This is a genomic window from Nostoc sp. UIC 10607, from assembly GCF_047228265.1.
Lineage (GTDB): Bacteria > Cyanobacteriota > Cyanobacteriia > Cyanobacteriales > Nostocaceae > Nostoc > Nostoc foliaceum_A.
In genome coordinates this window covers 1-1,977 of sequence record NZ_JBIQNW010000018.1, presented here as the reverse complement: position 1 = coordinate 1,977, position 1,977 = coordinate 1, and the positions used below count along the sequence as shown (strand labels likewise).

Here is a 1,977-nt window from a genome sequence, read left to right as displayed (position 1 = left end):
GAGGTTCTATATAGCTATCAGTTTTTTGCTCTTCTAGTTGAGGTTGTGAATAGCCATCATTTTGCTCTTCTAGTTGAGGTTCTATATAGTCATCAATTTTTTGCTCTTCTGGCTGAGTAGTTTTTTTATCTTCTTGAGATTCCTCAAGTTTGTCAGAATATTGAGAGTATTTACCATAGAAAGATTCATTATCAAAATCCGCTTCAACTTCAATATCTGTTCTATCTTCTTCAGATTCCTTGTATTCTACTTCGTTCTTATCCTGATTTAATTCACTTTTAAGTTGTGTTAACATACTTTTGACTTCATTCAACAGAGCATTTACTGCTTGCTGACGAAGTAGAAAAATTTCAGTTTTTTTATCTTCTGTGAAATATCTTGAAGACTTGATTACTTGTTTAATACCTTTGAGTAGTGAGATTCTCTCTTTTAAATCTTCTTGTCTATCTCCATTTTTTGATGGGTAATGGACAAAATAAAATAATCTTTCATCTATTGCTTTTAAAGCATCTCTGCTCGCAGTTTTACTAAATCTATATCCCTTTCTTCCCACTTTTGCTTTAGCTTGAGTTTCGTTGAGCCAGGAATTGTATTCACCAGGATTTAAATACTTACACTGAACTATATTACCCTGTAGGCTCAAAGCTGCTGCATTCATATTTATCTGATTGTGGTGCACTAACTCAGTTGTATGAGTGTTTATCTGCTCCTGCTCATCCCCCTTTTGCCTTTGCACCGTACTCTGATTTTGATGTATTTCTTTTATGACATCTGCGGCTACCTTGTCCGCTTCCTGCTCATACTTATCCCCAGGCTGTTCAATTGTAAGTTGTGGCTGAATCTGTTGCGCTAAAAGTGTTTCACGCCGTGTAAATATACCAGGGATTTCTAATAAGTTAGGCTGACCCTTACTACTTTCTTTTCTCTGCACCCAGAAGTCATTCATCTTGCCTTGCAATACACCCAAGCGTTCCTGTCCCTCTGGCGTTATCGTGCCATACTTTGCCTGGATATCTAGTTTTGTAGCCTCCATTTTTTGATTTTGGAAGGCTTGATTCTCTATTTCCTCCTGCGTGGGAGGCTTCCTCGATGTCTCTTTACTCTGGATACCGAAAGGTCGAGACGCTAACTTGGAGTTCTCTTGAAATGTTTGAGGATTCTGAGAGGTAGATTTGTGGACTCTTTGGAATTTCATTTACAACTTGTTTATAGCTTTCAATAAAACAGGTATTCTATGTAGATTATCCTTCTTTAATTATTCCCGCCAGAGTCAAAACTTAAATCCTTGCACATTCAGATTTAGTTCGCCGGGCTTCATTTCAGCAACGCTAAAATCTCTTGATCTAAAACACTGGCGATGATATTTATATCTCAGGTAGCTGAAGACATTAGTGTGTAAGTGTTCAATAATAAAACGGGCGTGTCTAAAGGGGGTAATAAATTCTGGAACTTAGAGTTTGTTTCCTACAACTCATGCGGAAGGACTTAATGAATATTTAGCTGTTTGCTACTTTTTATTAATTTCATCAAACCAATCGCAATACTTTGGATTAAGGTTTGCTCTTCCCTAACCCTCCTTAAGAAGGTGAGAATTAAGTCCTGTTTTTAAGGGAAGCCAGCGCGGTGAAGCAGTGTGGTCTTCTCTCAAAGGGCTACGTGGTGTACACACAAGTCTTCTAGAGTTGCCCCACAGGCTTTTAATCCATCCAACCCTCCTTTAAAAAGGCTACCGTGTACACACAAGTTTTTTAGAGTTACTGCGTAATGTAGGTAGGTTAATTTTTGCAGATCGCAACTAAGGTGCAAGTCAATGCAACTAAGGTGCAAGTCAATGCAACTAAGGTGCAAGTCAATGCAACTAAGGTTCAAGTCGATGCCACTAAGGTGCAAGTCAATGCAACTAAGGCATCAAGTAAAAATAACTTGAACAATTAGGGAGAAATTTTGGGTTTGATAATATAGTTCCACTCACCATGA

At 38.0% G+C, this 1,977-nt stretch carries 2 protein-coding genes; one reads left to right on the top strand and one right to left on the bottom strand.

Annotated features, from left to right (window positions below):
* A partial coding sequence (locus tag ACEYW6_RS17175; RefSeq protein ID WP_412980655.1) for a hypothetical protein occupies positions 1–1,033 on the bottom strand: 1,033 nt, incomplete at its 3' end.
* A gap of 749 nt (positions 1,034–1,782) precedes the next feature.
* Between ACEYW6_RS17175 and ACEYW6_RS17170 the strand changes: the two genes are divergently transcribed.
* On the top strand, positions 1,783–1,935 hold the full coding sequence (locus ACEYW6_RS17170) for a hypothetical protein (protein WP_412980654.1): 153 nt from the start codon (positions 1,783–1,785) through the stop codon (positions 1,933–1,935).
* Positions 1,936–1,977: the final 42 nt, after the last annotated feature.